The sequence below is a fragment of the Streptomyces sp. NPDC047982 genome (assembly GCF_043204165.1).
Classification (GTDB): domain Bacteria; phylum Actinomycetota; class Actinomycetes; order Streptomycetales; family Streptomycetaceae; genus Streptomyces.
In genome coordinates this window covers 439,297-454,638 of record NZ_JBIDBS010000001.1, presented here as the reverse complement: position 1 = coordinate 454,638, position 15,342 = coordinate 439,297, and the positions used below count along the sequence as shown (strand labels likewise).

12 protein-coding genes and 1 tRNA gene are annotated in these 15,342 nt (G+C 68.5%); 8 read left to right on the top strand and 5 right to left on the bottom strand.

The window, feature by feature from the left end; genetic code table 11:
• Nucleotides 1–126: 126 nt before the first annotated feature.
• Nucleotides 127–780 carry a nucleotide exchange factor GrpE gene (grpE, locus tag ACGF2V_RS02000; protein ID WP_362630931.1) on the bottom strand — a complete coding sequence of 218 codons (654 nt, stop codon included), beginning with the start codon at nt 778–780 and terminating at the stop codon, nt 127–129.
• Nucleotides 777–2,618, bottom strand: a complete 1,842-nt coding sequence (gene dnaK, locus ACGF2V_RS01995; RefSeq protein ID WP_389043444.1) for a molecular chaperone DnaK — start codon at nt 2,616–2,618, stop codon at nt 777–779. The genes grpE and dnaK overlap by 4 nt, the downstream gene beginning before the upstream one ends.
• A 516-nt stretch (nt 2,619–3,134) precedes the next feature.
• On the opposite strand from dnaK, the gene ACGF2V_RS01990 reads away from it, so the two are divergent.
• The 3 genes from ACGF2V_RS01990 (at nt 3,135) to ACGF2V_RS01980 (ending at nt 7,624) form a co-directional block, all read left to right on the top strand.
• A complete protein-coding gene (locus ACGF2V_RS01990; protein WP_392910419.1) occupies nt 3,135–3,866 on the top strand; it encodes a sugar transferase in 732 nt (243 codons plus the stop codon).
• Nucleotides 3,867–3,968: 102 nt separating this feature from the next.
• A complete protein-coding gene (locus ACGF2V_RS01985) occupies nt 3,969–6,251 on the top strand; it encodes a (Fe-S)-binding protein (RefSeq protein ID WP_362629640.1) in 2,283 nt (760 codons plus the stop codon).
• A 398-nt stretch (nt 6,252–6,649) separates the two neighbouring features.
• The gene (locus tag ACGF2V_RS01980) at nt 6,650–7,624 is read left to right on the top strand and encodes a Yip1 family protein (protein WP_362629643.1); all 975 of its coding nucleotides are present in this window, start codon (nt 6,650–6,652) and stop codon (nt 7,622–7,624) included.
• Between the two features lie 141 nt (nt 7,625–7,765).
• On the opposite strand, the gene ACGF2V_RS01975 is transcribed toward ACGF2V_RS01980, so the two are convergent.
• The 3 genes from ACGF2V_RS01975 to dcd all read right to left on the bottom strand — a co-directional run bounded on the left by ACGF2V_RS01975 (nt 7,766) and on the right by dcd (nt 9,954).
• A complete protein-coding gene (locus ACGF2V_RS01975) occupies nt 7,766–8,371 on the bottom strand; it encodes a DUF2690 domain-containing protein (RefSeq protein ID WP_362629646.1) in 606 nt (201 codons plus the stop codon).
• 500 nt (nt 8,372–8,871) lie between these two features.
• Nucleotides 8,872–9,372, bottom strand: a complete 501-nt coding sequence (locus tag ACGF2V_RS01970) for a phosphoribosyltransferase (protein WP_362629649.1) — start codon at nt 9,370–9,372, stop codon at nt 8,872–8,874.
• Between the two features lie 6 nt (nt 9,373–9,378).
• Nucleotides 9,379–9,954, bottom strand: coding sequence for a dCTP deaminase (gene dcd, locus ACGF2V_RS01965; protein ID WP_362629652.1), 576 nt, complete (start codon nt 9,952–9,954; stop codon nt 9,379–9,381).
• Between the two features lie 513 nt (nt 9,955–10,467).
• Between dcd and ACGF2V_RS01960 the strand changes: the two genes are divergently transcribed.
• From ACGF2V_RS01960 to ACGF2V_RS01940, 5 genes are all read left to right on the top strand, one after another.
• Nucleotides 10,468–10,541: transfer RNA gene (locus ACGF2V_RS01960), tRNA-Gly, on the top strand.
• 340 nt (nt 10,542–10,881) lie between these two features.
• Nucleotides 10,882–11,130, top strand: a complete 249-nt coding sequence (locus tag ACGF2V_RS01955) for a type II toxin-antitoxin system CcdA family antitoxin (RefSeq protein ID WP_362629655.1) — start codon at nt 10,882–10,884, stop codon at nt 11,128–11,130.
• Nucleotides 11,127–11,528, top strand: a complete 402-nt coding sequence (locus ACGF2V_RS01950) for a DNA-binding protein (RefSeq protein ID WP_362629657.1) — start codon at nt 11,127–11,129, stop codon at nt 11,526–11,528. Before ACGF2V_RS01955 ends, ACGF2V_RS01950 begins: the two co-directional genes overlap by 4 nt.
• Nucleotides 11,529–11,861: 333 nt before the next feature.
• Nucleotides 11,862–14,027 (top strand): AAA family ATPase, encoded by a 2,166-nt coding sequence (locus ACGF2V_RS01945; protein WP_362708808.1) that lies wholly within the window; start codon nt 11,862–11,864, stop codon nt 14,025–14,027.
• Nucleotides 14,028–14,051: 24 nt separating this feature from the next.
• Complete coding sequence (locus tag ACGF2V_RS01940; protein ID WP_362629663.1) at nt 14,052–15,326, top strand: PE-PGRS family protein; 1,275 nt, start codon at nt 14,052–14,054, stop codon at nt 15,324–15,326.
• Nucleotides 15,327–15,342: the final 16 nt, after the last annotated feature.

Below are 15,342 nucleotides of genomic sequence, written 5' to 3'. Positions count from 1 at the left end.
CCCCCCCCCCCCCCCCCCCCCCCCCCCCCCCCCCCCCCCCCCCCCCCCCCCCCCCCCCCCCCCCCCCCCCCCCCCCCCCCCCCCCCCCCCCCCGGGCGGTGCGCCGCGAGATGGTCGGACGGGACGTCAGACCTCCTCGGTGCCACCGCTCTCCTCGTCGCTTGCCTTCTCTTCCTTGGACGCGCCCGGCGTCGCGCCCGGCTGCGGCTCGGCCACCGCCACCCGCGCGGGGCGGATCGTGCGTTCGCCGATCCGATACCCCGGCTGCAGGATCGCCACGCAGGTCGTCTCCTTGACGTCCGGCGCGTACGAGTGCATCAGGGCCTCGTGGATCGTCGGGTCGAAGGGCTCGCCCTCCTTGCCGAACTGCTGGAGGCCCAGCTTGGCGACGACCGTCTCCAGCGATTCCGCCACCGACTTGAACCCGCCCACGAGCTCCTCGTGGTCCCGGGCCCGGCCGATGTCGTCGAGCACGGGCAGGATCTCGGACAGGAGGTTCGCGGTCGCGATCTCCTTGACCGTGGCCCGGTCCCGCTCGACGCGGCGACGGTAGTTCTGATACTCGGCCTGGAGCCGCTGGAGGTCGCCCGTGCGCTCGTTGAGCGCGGTACGGACCTGGTCCAGTTGGGCCGTCAGACCGACTGTCTCTACTGCGTCCCCGGCCGGGGACGCCTCTTCCTCCTTGGAGGAGGAGGCGGCGTCCTTCGGCTCAGCTCCATCAGGGGTGGCGCCGGAGGGGACGTCGGGCTTCTCCTCGAAGCCCGAGTTCTCCTCGGTCACACCGCACCGCCCTTGGCGTCCTTCTCGTCGTCCACGATCTCCGCGTCGACGACATCGTCGTCGGCCTTGGCCTTCTGGGCGCCCGGCTGCGGGTCGCCGTCGGCCTGGGCACCCGCGTACATCGCCTGGCCCAGCTTCTGGGAGACGGCCGCGACCTTCTCGGTGGCGGTACGGATCTCGGCGTTGTCCTCGCCCTTGAGCTTCTCCTTCAGCTCGTTGACGGCGGTCTCCACCTCCGTCTTCACGTCGGCGGGAACCTTGTCCTCGTTGTCCTTGAGGAACTTCTCCGTCTGGTAGACGAGCTGCTCGCCCTGGTTGCGGGTCTCGGCGGCCTCACGCCGGCGGTGGTCCTCCTCCGCGTACTGCTCGGCCTCCTCACGCATCCGGTTGACCTCGTCCTTCGGCAGCGAGGAGCCGCCGGTGACGGTCATCTTCTGTTCCTTGCCGGTGCCGAGGTCCTTGGCGGTGACGTGCATGATGCCGTTGGCGTCGATGTCGAAGGAGACCTCGATCTGCGGCACGCCGCGCGGGGCCGGCGGCAGGCCCGTCAGCTCGAACATGCCGAGCTTCTTGTTGTACGCCGCGATCTCGCGCTCGCCCTGGTAGACCTGGATCTGCACGGACGGCTGGTTGTCCTCCGCCGTCGTGAAGATCTCGGAACGCTTGGTCGGGATCGTGGTGTTGCGCTCGATGAGCTTGGTCATGATGCCGCCCTTGGTCTCGATGCCGAGGGACAGCGGGGTGACGTCGAGCAGCAGGACGTCCTTGACCTCGCCCTTGAGGACACCGGCCTGGAGCGAGGCGCCGATGGCGACGACCTCGTCCGGGTTCACACCCTTGTTGGCCTCGCGGCCACCGGTCAGCTCCTTGACGAGCTCGGCGACGGCCGGCATGCGGGTCGAGCCACCGACGAGGACGACGTGGTCGATCTCGGACAGCTGGATACCCGCGTCCTTGACGACGTTGTTGAACGGCGTCTTGCAGCGCTCCAGGAGGTCGGCGGTCAGCTGCTGGAACTGCGAGCGCGTGAGCTTCTCGTCCAGGTGCAGCGGGCCCTCGGCGGACGCCGTGATGTAGGGAAGGTTGATCGTGGTCTCGGTCGAGGAGGAGAGCTCGATCTTCGCCTTCTCCGCGGCCTCGCGCAGACGCTGGAGCGCCATCTTGTCCTTGGACAGGTCCACGCCGTGCCCGTTGGCGAACTGCTTCACCAGGTAGTCGACGACGCGCTGGTCCCAGTCGTCACCACCGAGGTGGTTGTCACCGTTGGTGGCCTTCACCTCGACGACGCCGTCGCCGATCTCCAGCAGCGAGACGTCGAAGGTGCCGCCACCGAGGTCGAAGACGAGGATCGTCTGGTCGTCCTTGTCGAGCCCGTACGCCAGCGCTGCGGCCGTCGGCTCGTTGACGATGCGCAGGACGTTCAGGCCCGCGATCTCGCCGGCCTCCTTCGTGGCCTGGCGCTCGGAGTCGTTGAAGTACGCGGGAACGGTGATGACCGCGTCGGTCACCTTCTCGCCCAGGTACGCCTCGGCGTCACGCTTCAGCTTCTGCAGGATGAAGGCGCTCATCTGCTGCGGGTTGAAGCTCTTGCCGTCCAGGTCGATCTTCCAGTCGGTGCCCATGTGGCGCTTGACCGAGCGGATGGTCCTGTCGACGTTGGTCACCGCCTGGCGCTTGGCGACCTCACCGACCAGCACCTCGCCGTTCTTCGCGAAGGCGACGACGGACGGCGTGGTCCTGGCGCCCTCTGCGTTGGTGATGACGGTGGGCTCGCCGCCTTCGAGAACGCTGACGACGGAGTTAGTCGTGCCCAGGTCGATGCCGACCGCACGTGCCATTTCGATTCCTCCAGGATGACTACTTGAGTGGAACTGACTCAAGGATGCACGACACGCATTCCAGTGTCAACAGAGTTGAGTCGGGCCGACTCAACTATCGTGCATCCACCGCACGCGGCAGCCATCCCGGGACAACACCCGCCCACCCCGCGGGCCGCACAACCTCCCCCCATCATCACGCCATGGGATCGTTCTGCCATAAACCGCCGCGAGTCATACAAACCAGACACTCCGGCCCGGCCGACCCCACCAGGCAGGTGCGAACCGATGCAGAGACAGAGGCAGCAAAGGCAGAGGCAGACACAAGGACAGGCATGGGGGCGGAAGCAACAGGGAGACGGGCGAGAACAGGGGCAGGCACAAGGGTGGGAGCAGGGGCGGGGAGAGGGATGGGAGCAGGGGCGGGGAGAGGGATGGGAGCAGGGGCGGGGAGAGGGATGGGAGCAGGAGCAGAGGCCGGGGCGGCAGCGAGCCCCCCGACGCCCCGGACGACCCCGTCGCCGGTCCGCCGACCGGCTGTCGACGGCAGCCCTCGCCGGACTCCTGCAGCACTTCTCGCGTCGGCGCCCTAGACACCTCCCGGAGTGGCGCCCGGGGCGTCGCCCGTCGGCCGAGCGCATCCTGGACCTGACCCTCGGATCGGTCCTGCTGGCCCTGGCCGCCCCGGTCCTCGCCGCGGGCACCCTCGCCCTCGCGGTACGAAGGCCGCCGGGCGGCATCATCGAGCGCTCGCCCCGGGTCGGGCAGGGGGGCAGGGTGTTCATCCTGCGCACGCTGCGCACCCGTCGGCTGCGGCTGGACGTGCTCTCCCGCCTGCCGCACGTCGTACGCGGAGACCTCTCCCTCGTCGGCCCGGAGCCCCTGTCACCGGACGACCCCCGGTCCCGCCCGCCGAACACCACAAGCCCCAGAGACTCCGCGGACCCTACGAACTCCACGGGATTCGCAGGCCCCGCGGGAACCACCGGCCCCGTCGTCGCCGTCGGCGCGCGACACTGGCGACAGGAACTGAAACCGGGCCTCACCGGCCTGGCACAGATCCGCTGCCGGTCCGGAATGCCGTGGGACGAACCCGCTCTGCTCGACCAGCACTACGCCGAGCACCGAGGAGTGCGCCTCGACCTGGCCATCCTGGTGCGAGCCGTACGGATTCCGCCGCTCCGGGGCCTCCCCTGGTCCGCCCGTCCCGCAAAGACGCACCCGAGCGACACAGATCACCGCCGGTCCGGCTACAGCGCCGCGGAATAAGTGGGTAATGTCAGCACGGACTGATTAAGTTACTGCTTAGTAGATGCCAGTATTCCCTCGTAGACGCTGGATCCCACCCTCGCAGGCCCGAGGAGCCCTCACATGCAACTCGCCGCGATCATCGTGTCGCTGGTGCTGACTGTGGTCGGCGTTGCGCTCATCGCCCGAGCCGTCGCGCAGATCTACCGGTTCGTCACGCTCGGACAGCCGGTCCCGGCAGGCAGCCGTACCGACCATCCGAAACAGCGCACGCTCACCCTGGCCAAGGAGTTCCTCGGCCATACCCGGATGAACCGGTGGGGGATCGTCGGCTTCGCGCACTGGTTCGTCGCCGTCGGCTTCCTGACGCTGCCGCCTACCCTGCTCCAGGCGTACGGCCAGCTCTTCAAGGCCGACTGGGTGCTGCCGATCATCGGTGACTGGGCGCCGTTCGAGATGTACACCGAGTTCATCGGCCTGATGACGACGGTCGGCATCCTCGTGCTGATGGCCATCCGGCTGCTGAACCTGCCCTCGCGGGCCGGCCGCAAGTCCCGCTTCGCGGGCTCCAAGGCGTGGCAGGCGTACTTCGTCGAGTACGTCATCCTCATCATCGGCCTGGCGATCCTGACCCTGCGCGGTCTCGAAGGCGCGATCCACCACGTCGACGGCTACGAGGCCAGTTACTTCATCTCGTACCCCCTGGTCCTCGCGTTCCAGGGCCTCACGCTCGGCACGCTGCAGAACCTCATCTACCTCGTCGCGGCGATCAAGATCAGCACCTCGCTGATCTGGATGATCACGGTCTCGCTCAACACCAACATGGGTGTCGCCTGGCACCGCTTCCTCGGCTTCCCGAACATCTGGTTCAAGCGGAACGCGGACGGCGAGCCCGCCCTCGGCGCGCTGCAGCCGATGACGTCCGGCGGCAAGGAGATCGACTTCGAGGACCCGGGCGAGGAGGACGTCTTCGGTGTCTCCCAGGTCGAGCAGTTCTCCTGGAAGGGCATCCTCGACTTCTCCACCTGCACCGAGTGCGGTCGCTGCCAGTCGCAGTGCCCGGCCTGGAACACGGGCAAGCCCCTCTCCCCCAAGCTCCTGATCATGTCCCTGCGCGACCACGCGCACGCCAAGGCCCCGTACCTGCTGGCCGGCGGCGGCAAGACGATGGAGGGCGAGGAGAAGGCGTCCGCGGAGCAGCTGGAGGACGTCCCGGCCATGGCGCTGGCGGAGGCCGAGCGGCCACTGATCGGCACGGTCGAGGAGAACGGCGTCATCGACCCGGACGTGCTGTGGTCCTGCACCACCTGCGGTGCGTGCGTGGAGCAGTGCCCGGTCGACATCGAGCACATCGACCACATCGTCGACATGCGCCGCTACCAGGTGATGATCGAGTCCGCGTTCCCGTCCGAGGCGGGCACGATGCTCAAGAACCTGGAGAAGAAGGGCAACCCCTGGGGGCTCGCCAAGAAGCAGCGCGTCGAGTGGACCAAGGAGGTCGACTTCGAGGTCCCGATCGTCGGCAAGGACGTCGAGGACCTGACCGAGGTCGACTACCTCTACTGGGTCGGCTGCGCGGGCGCCCTGGAGGACCGGGCCAAGAAGACCACGAAGGCGTTCGCGGAACTCCTCCACATCGCGGGCGTCAAGTTCGCGATCATGGGCGGCGACGAGAAGTGCACCGGTGACTCGGCCCGCCGCCTCGGCAACGAGCCGCTGTTCCAGCAGCTCGGCCAGGAGAACGTGGCGATGCTGAACATGGCGTTCGGCGAGTCCCTCGACGAGGACGGGGGCGTGGACGACCCGACGAAGAAGGCCAAGTCCTCGAAGAAGATCGTCGCGACCTGCCCGCACTGCTTCAACACCATCGCCAACGAGTACCCGCAACTCGGCGGAGAGTACGAGGTCATCCACCACACCCAGCTGCTCCAGCACCTCATCGACGAGGGCCGGCTGATCCCGGTGACCCCGGTCGAGGGCCTGATCACCTACCACGACCCGTGCTACCTGGGCCGTCACAACAAGATCTACACGCCGCCGCGCGAGATCATGGACAAGGTCCCCGGCCTGCGCCAGCAGGAGATGCACCGCCACAAGGAACGCGGCTTCTGCTGCGGCGCGGGCGGCGCCCGGATGTGGATGGAGGAGCGGATCGGCAAGCGCATCAACGACGAGCGCGTCGACGAGGCCCTGTCCCTCGACCCGGACATCGTCTCCACCGCTTGCCCGTTCTGCCTCGTCATGCTGACCGACTCGGTCAACGGCAAGAAGAACGACGGCAAGGCGAAGGAGTCGGTCCAGGTGGTCGACGTCTCCCAGCTGTTGCTGGACTCCGTGAAGACCCCGACCGACCCGGCGGGCCAAGCCGAATCGGCGGACGAACCGGAGCCGGAGCCGGTGAAGTAGACCGCCCGGACCGCCGTGCGACGGAAGCGGCCGGACCTGCCTCGGGGCGGGCCCGGCCGCTTCCGCGTTTCGTACGAGGCCATCCAGCTCTCCACGCAGCTCCGCCTCCGTACCAGCCGCTTCCGCACCAGTCCACTCCCGCACGGCCGGCTCGCGCACGCTTCGCCGGCGCACGGGCTGCGGCCGGGAGTACCGGGGTACCGGGAGTGCGGCGTGAGCCGCGCCGGCCTCTCAGACGTTTCCACGCCCCCCGAGAGCCCCCAGATGGCCGCAGGGGCTCCCCCAGAGCCCCGGAGCTCCCCCAGAGTCCCCTAGGGGATGTCACAGCTCGGCCGCAATGGCGGTCAGGTTTCCCCGGCCCTCTCACCACACCCGCGCGGACCAGGTACGTTCGACGCGTGGCTGGATTCAGGATCGGACGCGGCCGGGACAACCGCACCCCGCAACAGGCGCAGCAGCAACCGCAGCAGCAGCCGTACGGCACACAGGCACCACCGCCGTACGGGCAGCAGCCTTGGCCGCCGGCGGGTGGCAACGGCGCCCCTCCCCCGTACAACCACGGCGGCTACCCCAACGACGGCAACGGCTACCAGGGCGGCTACAACAACGGCGGCCCGCGGGCCGGCCACCACGCCGGCCACCACGCCGGTGGTCACGGCGAACCGGAGTACTTCGGCGACCCGTACCAGCAGCCCCACCCCCAGGGAGGCCCGCCGCAGCGCGACCCGTACGCCAACTCGCCGGGCCACACCCAGGCGTTCAGCGTCGGCGAGGCCCCGTACGGCGACGGCAGCACCTACCACGCCGGTCAGGCCCCCGCCCAGCCCGCTGGCCCGCGGCTGCACTGGAAGGACATGCTCAGCGGCATCGTGCTGCGCCCGGGGCCGACGTTCTTGCAGATGCGCGACTACCCCGTCTGGGGCCCGGCGCTGATCATCACGTTCCTGTACGGCCTGCTCGCGCTCTTCGGCTTCGACAAGGCCCGGGAAGACGCGATCAACGCGACGATCTCCACGGCGATCCCCTACGTCGTCGTCACGGGCGTCTGCTTCGTCCTCGGCGGCCTGGTCCTGGGCGCGGTCACACACACGCTCGCCCGCCAGCTCGGCGGCGACGGCGCCTGGCAGCCGACCGTGGGCCTCTCCATGCTGATCATGTCGATGACGGACGCGCCCCGCCTGATATTCGCCCTGTTCCTCGGCGGCGAGAACTCCCTGGTCCAGATCCTCGGCTGGGGCACCTGGCTGGCCTCGGCCGCGCTCTTCACCACGATGGTGAGCAAGTCGCACGACCTGCCGTGGCCGAAGGCCCTGGGCGCGTCCGCGATCCAGCTGATCGCCCTGCTGTCGATCATCAAGCTGGGCACGATCTGACCACGCATACGGGACGAACGCGCGAAGCGCGAGAACCAGAAGAACGGCAGGAACGGAAGGGCCCCGGCACCGCGTCGCGACGGTGCCGGGGCCGTCGCGTACGGGCCCGGGGGCGCCGGCATACGCACGGGCACCGCCCGCTCAGACGGCCTCCGCCGCGCCCGCTGCCACCCCGGGTTGTCCTGTCACGGACTGCGCCTCCGCAGGCTGCGCCTTCGCAGGGGGCACCGTCGCCGTGGCCGACGGAAGCGATGTCCGGTCCGCTCCGACCCGGAGGGTGTAGCCCTTCGGGATCTCCTCGCTCGGCTTCCCGCTGACCGCGACCGCGGTCGCCTGGGCGGAGAAATCGTCCTCGACGGCGAGCATCGGCGTGTACTTGGTCTGCCCGGTGCGTACGGACGCGGACTGCCGCCGGGAGGGCGTGGTGTTGATCGTCACCGTGTCCCCGGGCTGTGCGCCGGTCAGTTTGCCCCACACCGTTGCGCACCGCTCGCTGTACCGGATCTCCAGGTGCATCGTGCCGATCCAGTCCTCCTCCAGCGTCCGCGCTCCCACGCCGCACCCTGTCTTCTCGGGATCCAGCCCCGCGCACGCCTCCGCCGTGCAGGAGGGCGAGGCGACGGCGCCGGGCGTCACCGTGCCCTGCGTCGCGGACGCGGCGGGAGGCGAGCCCTTCGCGTTCTCGTCGCCATCGCCCTCGAACACCGAGGTGAGGACCACGGAAGCGACCGCGCCGACGACGGTCACGACGAGCGCGCCGATCAGCGTCTCGGGCCCGTGGCGCCCAGCCCAGCCGCGCCATCGGGATCTTGAGGAGCCACCTGCTCTCTCAGGTGGGCCGCTCGTTCCTCCGGGCGACGGCGTACCGTTCCCTTCTGCCATCTCTCCCCCAGTTCCGCCACGGATCATGGCAAGACCTGTCCGCATGGAAGGAGAGTGTTCCCCGCCGGGGCTCACGCCTACCCCGAACGGGCGGCGGCCCCGCGCCTCGAACGCGGAACAGCCGATTCAGGAACAACCCAAAACGGGACGGCCGAATGGAAAGCGACGGATCAGAGAGCGACCGCCCAGGGACGGCCAAGCAGAAACAACCAGCCGGGCGACAGGCCAGCCGGAAAGGACCGACCCGAAAAGGACCGGCCCGGAAAAGACCGAACCCGCGCCGCCGGGCCTCAGACACACCGCCGAGCCTCAGACGCCCACCGAATCTCAGGCACCCCGCAAGGTCTCAGGCGCCCCACCAGATCTCAGGCGTCGAGGACCTGTCCGCCACGCCGTACGACGGGCTTGTCCACGCTCCACGGGAAGTTGATCCAGCGATCGGTCTTCTTCCACACGTACTCGCACTTCACGAGCGAATGCGGCTTCTCGTAGATGACCGCGCTGCGCACCTCGGCCACGTGATCGACGCAGAAATCACGTACGAGCTTCAGCGTCTTCCCGGTGTCGGCGACGTCGTCGGCGATCAACACCTTCTTGTCCGAGAAATCGATCGCATTCGGAACGGGTGCCAGCATGACCGGCATTTCCAAGGTGGTCCCCACCCCGGTATAGAACTCGACGTTCACCAGGTGAATGTTCTTGCAGTCCAGCGCGTAGGCGAGACCGCCCGCGACGAACACCCCACCGCGCGCGATGCTCAGCACGATATCGGGCTCGAATCCGTCGTCGGCCACGGTCTGCGCCAGCTCGCGCACGGCATGACCGAATGCCTCGTACGTCAGATTCTCCCGCACGTCATCACTCATCCGGCGTCACACCTGGGTCCGATGGAAATTCACGTACGAGCGCGAAGCGGTCGGCCCGCGCTGGCCCTGGTACCGGGATCCGTACCGCTCGGAGCCGTACGGGAACTCGGCCGGCGAACTCAGCCGGAACATGCACAACTGCCCGATCTTCATGCCCGGCCACAGCTTGATCGGCAGGGTCGCGAGATTCGACAGCTCCAGCGTCACGTGCCCGGAGAATCCCGGGTCGATGAACCCGGCGGTCGAGTGCGTCACCAGGCCGAGCCGCCCAAGCGAACTCTTCCCCTCCAGCCGCGACGCGAGGTCGTCGGGAAGCGAAATGATCTCGTACGTCGAGGCGAGCACGAATTCGCCGGGGTGCAGGATGAACGCCTCGTCCCCGTCCGGCTCGACCATGCGCGTCAGATCCGTCTGCTCGACGGCCGGGTCGATATGCGGGTAACGGTGGTTCTCGAACACCCGGAAGTAGCGGTCGAGCCGCACATCGATACTCGATGGCTGCACCATCGACGCATCGAATGGATCAATGCGTACACGTCCGGCGTCGATCTCGGCCCGGATGTCCTTGTCTGAGAGAAGCACTCCCCGAGGATACGCAGAACGCGCGGGCCCGCCCCAACCAGGGACCGCCCCGCGCGCCTGTCACCGCTCCCGCCGCGTCACCCGCGGCCTTCCGCTACCGCTGCTCGAACGCCACGGGCACGGCATGCCGCAGCCGCGCGCAACGAGGACAGCGAATGAGCCGCCCGGGGCCGATCCGTCCGGACCCGAGCTGCTGCATCGGGAACGAGGCGGTAGCGAAAATGTGCCCTTCAGCACAGCGGACGACGGTGCGCTCCATGGAGTCCATCAAGTCCCTTCCCCATCAAGCCGTGGACGAGACCGCCACATTAGGGGATGAACGGGACGCCGCTCCAGGCGACGCTCCGACGCCCTACGCTACGCCCCCAACTCCCGCCCACAGCACCCGCATCCGCCTCCGCACCGACCCTCCGCACACCAAAAAAGACCCACGGCATCGCCGGGGGTCTGGCATGGGGTAGAGTGTGGAACGCTGCACAAGGAGTTGATCGAGGACAATGATCACTGTGCTTCGCGGGTGTAGTTTAATGGTAGAACATGAGCTTCCCAAGCTCAGAGCGCGAGTTCGATTCTCGTCACCCGCTCCACGAAAAGCCCCAGGCCAGCGGTCGGGGGCTTCTTTGTTGTCCGGATGTGGCGGCACGGGGGAAGCTGGCCGAGGGCGGAGACAGGAAGCATGTTCTCCTGCTCATCCACGCCGATGACCCCAACCATGCGCCATCACCCCTGGCACACGAAGCGCGCGCCTTGCCTGTCGACGGAGAGGCTGCCACGGTTCCTACAGGTCGCACCGCTCGTCGAGGCCGAAGAGGAGGCAACGTCGCGACGTGTGGCGCCCCATCCACACTGTGTGGCCAGCGTCACGGAGAGTGGCGATGGGGCAGTAATGCACAAGCCCTTGCACGCATACTCCAGCGTGCTTGCCATATGTCTTCGACGACTCGCATCACCGTCACGCTCCCCAGCGACCAGGTGGCGGAGCTCCGCAAGCTCACGGACAACGTCTCCGGCTACGTGGCGGAAGCCGTGGCCCGCCAGATCCGGCACCAGCTTCTGGGCGAGGATCTTCGCCGGCACGAGGAGCAACACGGGCCCTTCAGCGACGAGGAGCTCGCCGAAGCCCGTTCCAAGATCTTCGGCGCCGATGGCTCCGCCACGGGCGTGGACGCCGCGTGAGCGAGCGCATCGAGACCGTCGTCCTGGACTCGGAAGGGCTCTCCGCGTGGATCGCGCAGGACCGCCAACTCCTCGCGATGTTGCAGGTCTTCCACGACATGGGGGCCGACCTCGTGATCGGGGCGAACACCATCGTGGAAGTCAGCCACGCCCGCACCAACATCCCCCGCCCGAACTGGGCCCTCTCCCGCATCAGGGTGGAGCCGGTCACCGAACAAGCGGCCAAAGCGGCAGCGCAGCTCCTCAAGGATGTTGGCCTGCACGGACACAAGTACGCCATCGACGCCACGGTCGCCGAGGTCGCCCTGCGCCAGCCGAAACCGGTCGCCCTCCTGACGTCCGACAGCGACGACATGACCAAGCTCTGCGGCAACCAGGTCCGCATCATCCCTCTCTGACCCGCCAGCCCATCCGGAGCACGCACCCTGGCAGGGCCCGCTGCACTGCCGGGGTGCGTGCCCCATCCGTGCCCAGCAGAGCGGGCAACAGCGGTCAGATACGGCGACCAGAGACCGTAGCCATCCACCTGCCCAACGCGAAAGCGCAGGTCAGAGCCCCTTCAACGGCCCAAGCACCGTTGATTCCCAAGCTCAGAGCGGGAGGGAGTGCGGGAGCGGGTGCTCCGCGCTCCGGCCGCCCACCGGGATGCGTGCCCCTCGGCCGACAGTCACGTGTCCCTCGTCCTGCGCATCGGCCGCCCTTCGGTGCTCGGGGTGCGGAAGAATGCGCCCATGGCTGAGGGTGGGGACTTCTGGGACGGCCTCGCGGGGCGCGTCGTGAGCTTCGATCGGGAAGCGGCCGGGCGGGCCGCGGTCAGGGCGGAGGAGGAGCGAGGGCGTGTGCGGGAGGAATTCCCGCTGGACAACTGGCCCGAGCTGTCGCTGGAGCGGTACGCACTGGGGCCGGCCGCCTATGGGAATGCGCAGTACTCCTTCTGTCGCCTGCTCGAATACGGCACCAGCGCGCTCGGCAGCATCCGCGGCGGCAGCGCGGCCAAGCACATCGTGTACCAGCACCGGACGGGTGAGTGGCGAGTCGTGCCCAGTGCTCTGCGCGGACTCGATGTGCGACACGCCTGGACGAAGGTCCGCGCCGAGTTCGTGACCGCCTTCGCCGCGGCGGCCCAAGGGTCCTACGAACGCATCGACGAGCTGGAGTCGCTTTCGTACGGTCAGGCCCTGACCACCAAAGCCCTGGCGGTCTACTTCCCGGGCGATTTCCTGCCGATCTTCTCCGCCTCGCACGTCCGCCACTTCACCGCGCTGCTGGGCGGCCGACCGCACCAGTACTCCTCGGGCGTGCGAACGTGGCGGGCCAATCGTGAACTGCTCGATCTCGTGCGGAAGGTTCCGGAGTTCGAGGGCTGGCACCCGCACGAGGTGATGCAATTCCTGTACACCTTCCACGATCCACGGCCCCGGGACCGGGTGATCTGGAAGATCGCGCCAGGGGAACGCGCCAGTCTCTGGGGCGACTGCCTCGCGAACCGTCGCATCCGGATCGGCTGGGACGAGGTCGGCAGCCTCGGCCAGTACGAGAGCGACCTGGAACTCAAGGAAACCCTGGACCAGTACTGGCCGCACAGCACCGGCGGGAACCTGCGGCTCGCCCGGCAGATGCTCGCCTTCCGCGACCTCGAACCCGGCGACCTGGTCGTCGCCAACCGGGGCAAGTCGGAGGTGCTGGCGGTCGGCACCGTCGCCGACGGCTACGCGTACGACCAGGACAGGGAGAAGTACCGGCACACGGTGGGCGTGGACTGGGACACGTCGTACGCCCAACTCTTCGATTCACCACGTCACGCCTGGCAGCCGACGCTCGCCAAGGTTCCCGCCACGCTGTGGCGGGAGATCCGGCGGGGCCGAACGGCAGCCGCCACCACGGCGGTCGAGCCGGCTGCCGCGATCGACGCCGAGCTTCCTGATTCCGTACGAAAGGTACGGGAGCTGCTCGACCACAAGGGACAGGTCGTGCTGCAGGGACCACCCGGGACCGGCAAGACGCGACTGGCACTCAGCGTCGCGCTCGCCCTAACGGGACACGGGGACAAGATCGAGGGCCTGCCGGAGGAACGCGCCGCGGCACTCGCCGAGTTGTCCGAAGTTCCCGAGAAAGCCGAGGCGGCCCGCCTCACCATGGTCACTTTTCATCCGTCCTACGGGTACGAGGACTTCGTCGAGGGGTTCAAACCGGACGCGGCGGCGGAGGGGGCCGGGCTCAACCTGACGATGACGGACGGCCTCTTCCGCCGGGTCTGCCGGGCAGCCGACGCGGCGCCCTCCGACACCTTTCTCATCGTCGTCGACGAGATCAACCGCGGCGATCTTCCGCGCATCCTGGGCGAGTTGATCACCCTGCTGGAGCTCGACAAGCGCGGCTCCGTCTCCGTCACCCTGCCCACCAGCGGCCGTTCCCAGACCGTGCCGCCGAACGTACGCATCATCGGCACCATGAACTCCGCCGACCGCAGCGTGGGGCACATCGACGCGGCCATCCGGCGCAGATTCGCCTTCCTCGACGTACCGCCGGACACGGACGTCCTGGACGGCGAGGTCGAAGGGCTCGGTCTGGCCGAATTCCTGGAGGGTCTGAACGCCAAACTCGACACCGCCTTCGGACCGGACCACCTTCTCGGCCAGGCGTATCTGCTCGCCGGCGACCGGCCCCTCGTCACCGCGGAACAGCTCTCCAACGCCTTCTACCACGAGATCGTGCCGCTCGTGGCCGACTACTGCCTGGGACAACCGGACCTGCTCAGGAGTGTGCTGGGCACTCTGGTGGACGACGGCACCGGTCGGGTCGTGCAGACCAACCCGCAGGACCTGCCCAAAATGCTGGCCGACGAGTTCGTGTCCGCCGATGCCAGAGGTGAGGGGACCGTCGGTGCCGCGTCCTGAGACCACGGAACCGTGAGGAGACAGATGCCCGCGGACGCCACCCCGCACGAAGTGGTTCTCAAGGAGTACGAGCCCGTCACCGTCCCCCACGCACGCTTGTACGGCGACGACCTCGACAAGCTCCGCGCGACCAAGGCAGTCACCGTCACCGAAAGCCGCAACGGCTATGTACTGAAGGCGAACACGACCACCGGCGTGCTCCAGCTCGACCGGATACGGCTGGTACTGAGACCGAAGTTCCCGATCCACGGGAAGCGGCTGATCGACTGGCTCTGTTACGCCAACCACCGGCAGGACCCCGACGAGACACTACGGAACTGGCCCATCGGCAGCGACGGGTACGCGGGGCTGGTGCCCGCCGCGCTGCTGCACGAATGCCGCCTGCTGCTCCGGCGCGGTCTGCGCAGGGAGTACGTACGCCGGAATCGTGTCGACACGGCCCTGCGGGGGCGGCTCGATGTGGAGGCGCAGGCGACCCGGTGCTACGGCACGGTCGACCGGCTCCACCTCCAGAGCTTCGAGTACGAGGACGGCGGCTGGGAGAACCTGGTGTGCGGGGCCGCGCTGACCGTCGCCGCCCGGAGGTCCACCGACCTTCGGCAGACCATGTGGCTCCTGGACGCCTCGGCGCGGTTCCCGTGCCCGCAGCGACCGCTCGACGCGCTGTCCCTGCTCGCACGGGGTCGGTACACCCGGCTCAACAGCCACTACCGGGCCGCGCACGCCTGGGCCCGGATGGTGCTCGGCGGCGGCGGGGTGAGCGATCTACTGGAACCGCACGGGTTCGGGGCGAAGAGCCTGCTGCTCAAGCTGGACGTGCTGTGGGAGAACGTGGTGCGGCGGATGGCCATCGAGGCGGCAGCCGATCTCGGCGGCAGAGGAGCGCGGAAGGGGGAAGGAGACATCCGGACGCACGGAGGGCTCGGGGCCAAGGCCCCGTCGTTCAGGCCCGATGCGCTGCTGGTCTTCCCGCCGTCGGCCGGGAAATCCACCACGCCGCGTTTCCTCGTCGTGGACGCGAAGTACAAGGGATACGTGGAGAAGAACGTCTCCGCCGACGACCGCCACCAACTCCTCACCTACATCGCCGGGTACACCGACCCCGACGCCCCGCTCGCCCTCGTGGTCCATCCCTCGCCGGACGGCCCCACCCAGCGGGTCCTGCGCGTCGAAGGGCCGCGTGGCCGTCTGGGGCTCATCGAGGTACTGGGTCTCGACACCCGCGCCGCGCCGAAGGAAGCGGCCGGCCCGTTGCGCGAGGCAATCGCCGGATTCGCCGGTTCGGCCACACCGCCCTGACCGCTGCCGCAGAGCA

What these genes read in the sequence shown, in the direction of transcription:
- dnaK (WP_389043444.1), bottom strand. Translation starts at nt 2,618, where the DNA reads ATGGCACGTGCGGTCGGCATCGACCTGGGCACGACTAACTCCGTCGTC.
- ACGF2V_RS01985 (WP_362629640.1), top strand. Translation starts at nt 3,969, where the DNA reads ATGCAACTCGCCGCGATCATCGTGTCGCTGGTGCTGACTGTGGTCGGC.
- ACGF2V_RS01970 (WP_362629649.1), bottom strand. Translation starts at nt 9,372, where the DNA reads ATGAGTGATGACGTGCGGGAGAATCTGACGTACGAGGCATTCGGTCAT.
- ACGF2V_RS01955 (WP_362629655.1), top strand. Translation starts at nt 10,882, where the DNA reads ATGTCTTCGACGACTCGCATCACCGTCACGCTCCCCAGCGACCAGGTG.
- ACGF2V_RS01945 (WP_362708808.1), top strand. Translation starts at nt 11,862, where the DNA reads ATGGCTGAGGGTGGGGACTTCTGGGACGGCCTCGCGGGGCGCGTCGTG.
- ACGF2V_RS01940 (WP_362629663.1), top strand. Translation starts at nt 14,052, where the DNA reads ATGCCCGCGGACGCCACCCCGCACGAAGTGGTTCTCAAGGAGTACGAG.